The following is a 3030-nucleotide window of genomic DNA, read 5'->3' as shown; positions in this document are numbered from 1 at the left end:
CATTTTTTCTGCTTTTTCCTCCTTTTTGACCTAAAAATATTTTACACTATCTAATTTTGGATAATTTGACTTTTAGTTATTCCAACTTCATTACTTCTTTTATATTCTCTTACCTATCTTGCTATTAAACTGAAAGCTTCATTATGATTTCTTGCAAAACTTTGCAATTACCAGTTTCTATAGCTTCTTTAATAATTTTTTGATTAAATTCTGGCTCCTCTTTTTTCCCTGGCATTGATTTAACCCATTAAAATACAGTTTGTCATATTTAGTCTAACTGTCCAAAGTAGTTAGGGGGCTAAAAAGTTTACTAAATTACTTACATTTCTAATAATCCAGAAGAGAATATAGGCAAGATTTTAGATTTGACTAAAAAAATTGTTCGCAGAGAAAGAGATAAAGGGTATATAAAAAATGCTAAAAAATACCTACTTGATCCAAATAGCTCTTGGCATCATTATGCAATGAGAATTATTAAAGAAACAAATCCAAGAGTAAAAGAAAGAATTCTTATTGATTTTTTCTTGAATGCAGGTTTTATAGGAATTTCAAAACAGTTAGAACTCAGTCAAAAATATGACATTAACATTCTGTTTGTGTTAATTTAAAAATGGACCACGATTTCAATTGAAAACTCCCCCATCTAATGATAACCTCTTATGTATGAATATACGTAAGAGGGGTTGTGAAGGGATGATTTCAAGAAGCTCATACTATGTTCTTCGAGTTGATAAATACATGTGGTAAATTTTTTCGATACAAGCCTAATTGGTGAGTTAAAAAAAGTGTGGTTATATAGTGTTCCATAGCTCCAAGGGTAAAATTAAATTTCCAAAACGCCCAGCTGGATCAAGGTATTTTCTCTTGATTTGACCTGCTTTTTCTATTAGGGATGAGGGAAAAGGAGTAAGGGAGAAAGAAAACACATATTCAATAGTAGGAGCGGTAAAGAGATTAAAAGTTTTATTTTGTTGTATAGGAAAATTAGTCTAATCAGTTTATAATCTTCCCATGATGCGTAATTGTAAGAGAATGAGTAGAACTGTGAGGTGGATAAAGTGCGTAAAAACCTTACTCCTACGGGGGCAATCCGATTTTATGTTGCCTTACACGGTAGCCCTATTGCAGCAGTGAAAGTTAAAATTACACCAGGGGGGTACCACGAGCCTCACTGGGCGACTACAGTTTACGGATGGCAATTCTTCGTTGAGGGTTACCGTGATCGTCGATTGGGTGAAGAATTATGTTTCTTTTATTTAAACAAAAACCCTCTCGGTTTATGGACAGTCACTTCGGTTGGTACAGGACCATGAGAAACTCTAAAGGTTAATGCACAAAATATGTTTAAGACTTGCGGATTGTAAAATGAGCAAGCTTAACCCTTGACCCATTCCCCTTAGTGGGGAATGAATGAGGGAAAAGGAATAATGGTTAAGTTATAAAGAATAACAAAGGGATAAGGGTAGAGCATTGAAAAACCAATGTTTACGCCACTTATCCCTTTTTTCTTTGAACCATGAACTTGCCCTTTTGGAAAAACTTTTTTCACACAAATTAGAGGAGTATTTGGGTGGGGTGGATGACAGGGGAGGGGAAGGGCTTTTTTTAAATTAACAACGGTCAAAAGGTTATGGAAGAGCTCTCCATGTTTTTTAAAGGCACACTTGGCATGGACGTAAAAGCCATAATTGGTGCTAACAACCTCAATTCCTTTGGTGCAGTAAATGACAGAAAAGATGTGCTTGAAAGAGCTTTTGAGGCAGGGAAAGAGATTGTAAAAGGATAAAATGATAAAGAAGAACATTGAGAGTAATGGTTTTAATACTGTAAAGGGCAAACTTGCGCTTATCCCTTAATTTTTTTGGGCGCTTCAAAATATTTTCCAGGATAAAAACCTTTCTTCTTGGATATTTTTGTTTGTATTCAAGGTATAAGTTTTTGTCTGTTTATGTTAATTTAACTGTTTCGTGAGAGACTGCCTCATCCGGTAGCTTTGCCCATTATATTTATATACAATGACCTTTGCAAATTTGGGGATTTTTGAGTTGCAAAAGTGGGGATTCCGAGTTTTTTAGCGATTTGAGTTGGCGAGAAACCTTCTTTAAGCAGGGCACAAATTTTACCTCTTTCATAGGGTGTTAGGTGTTTAAAAGTGCGATGTGATGTGATATACTCCTTAGTAAGAACCATAGCTGAAACCCTCCTTGATGTTAGTTTTGGTCAACCAACATCATATCGGGTTTCACGCTATGGTTCAACTATTTTTTGGTGTCGCATTTAATTTTACAATTAACCCTCCATGCTTAACAAAGCACAACCATGCCAATTAACCTAACCTGATTACCTTTGAGCACAGCCAATTGTCGCCCCATATTATCTTAATACGGGAACAGCACAGGTGCTAAACTTCCTATATTTTCAGGTAATCAGCCCTGCAATAAAATTAACAGGAGTGAATAAGGTGCAAGATTTACTTGAAATTTGTTGTGGATTAGATGCCCACAAAGAAACTATCGTTGCATGTTTAATTAAAGGTTTAGTCAATGACGATAAGCCCCAAAAAACAATAAGAACATTTTCCACTTAAATTCTCGAAAACGCTTTTGACGGCACTATGGTGGTTATAGTTGCCAATGCAAGACATATGAAAAATGTCCCCAGTAAAAAAAACCGATATGAAAGATACAGAATGGGTTGCAACTCTTTTAAGGGCAGGGCTTTTAATATGGAAGTTTCATCCCTCCTCAAGCAATTCGAGAATTACGAGACCTTACAAGATACCATAAAAGCATAATAGAAGAACTGTTATCTCAGAAAAACCGTATTGAAAAATACCTCCAAAGCTTTGGCTTTAAGCTCTCAAATTTGATTTAATTTATAAAATTTTCCAGCTGATGCCCTTGCAGAATTGGTTAGATTAAATCTTACCTTCTTTCATTAAATAATCAATTGCCTTTTGAAGCTCTGCTTGAACTTTTTTATATTCTATTCTCTTCCATTCTTTCAATAGGGGTATAAACCTGGCATTCT

General features: G+C 35.0%; 2 protein-coding genes and 3 pseudogenes. 3 read left to right on the top strand and 2 right to left on the bottom strand.

Annotation, left to right across the window (positions count from 1 at the left end):
- The first annotated feature begins 365 nt into the window (after nt 1–365).
- The gene (locus tag ACPLVF_RS11945; protein WP_424908047.1) at nt 366–608 is read left to right on the top strand and encodes a hypothetical protein; all 243 of its coding nucleotides are present in this window, start codon (nt 366–368) and stop codon (nt 606–608) included.
- Nucleotides 609–1645: 1037 nt separating this feature from the next.
- Nucleotides 1646–1786, top strand: a complete 141-nt coding sequence (locus ACPLVF_RS11940) for a hypothetical protein (RefSeq protein ID WP_424908046.1) — start codon at nt 1646–1648, stop codon at nt 1784–1786.
- Between the two features lie 275 nt (nt 1787–2061).
- Here the strand turns inward: ACPLVF_RS11940 and ACPLVF_RS11935 are convergent.
- Nucleotides 2062–2190 (bottom strand): annotated as a pseudogene (locus ACPLVF_RS11935) (IS30 family transposase); the annotation flags it as partial.
- Nucleotides 2191–2461: 271 nt separating this feature from the next.
- On the opposite strand from ACPLVF_RS11935, the pseudogene ACPLVF_RS11930 reads away from it, so the two are divergent.
- A pseudogene (locus tag ACPLVF_RS11930) lies at nt 2462–2871 on the top strand (IS110 family transposase); the annotation flags it as partial.
- Nucleotides 2872–2917: 46 nt separating this feature from the next.
- On the opposite strand, the pseudogene ACPLVF_RS11925 reads toward ACPLVF_RS11930, so the two are convergent.
- Nucleotides 2918–3030: pseudogene (locus tag ACPLVF_RS11925) on the bottom strand (RQC domain protein); the annotation flags it as partial.

Origin of the sequence: Thermovenabulum sp. (assembly GCF_049701175.1) — a bacterium.
Lineage (GTDB): Bacteria > Bacillota > Thermosediminibacteria > Thermosediminibacterales > Thermosediminibacteraceae > Thermovenabulum.
The sequence above is the reverse complement of the archived record's forward strand: the minus strand, read 5'-3'. Positions and strand labels throughout refer to the sequence as shown.

What these genes read in the sequence shown, in the direction of transcription:
- ACPLVF_RS11940 (WP_424908046.1), top strand. Translation starts at nt 1,646, where the DNA reads ATGTTTTTTAAAGGCACACTTGGCATGGACGTAAAAGCCATAATTGGT.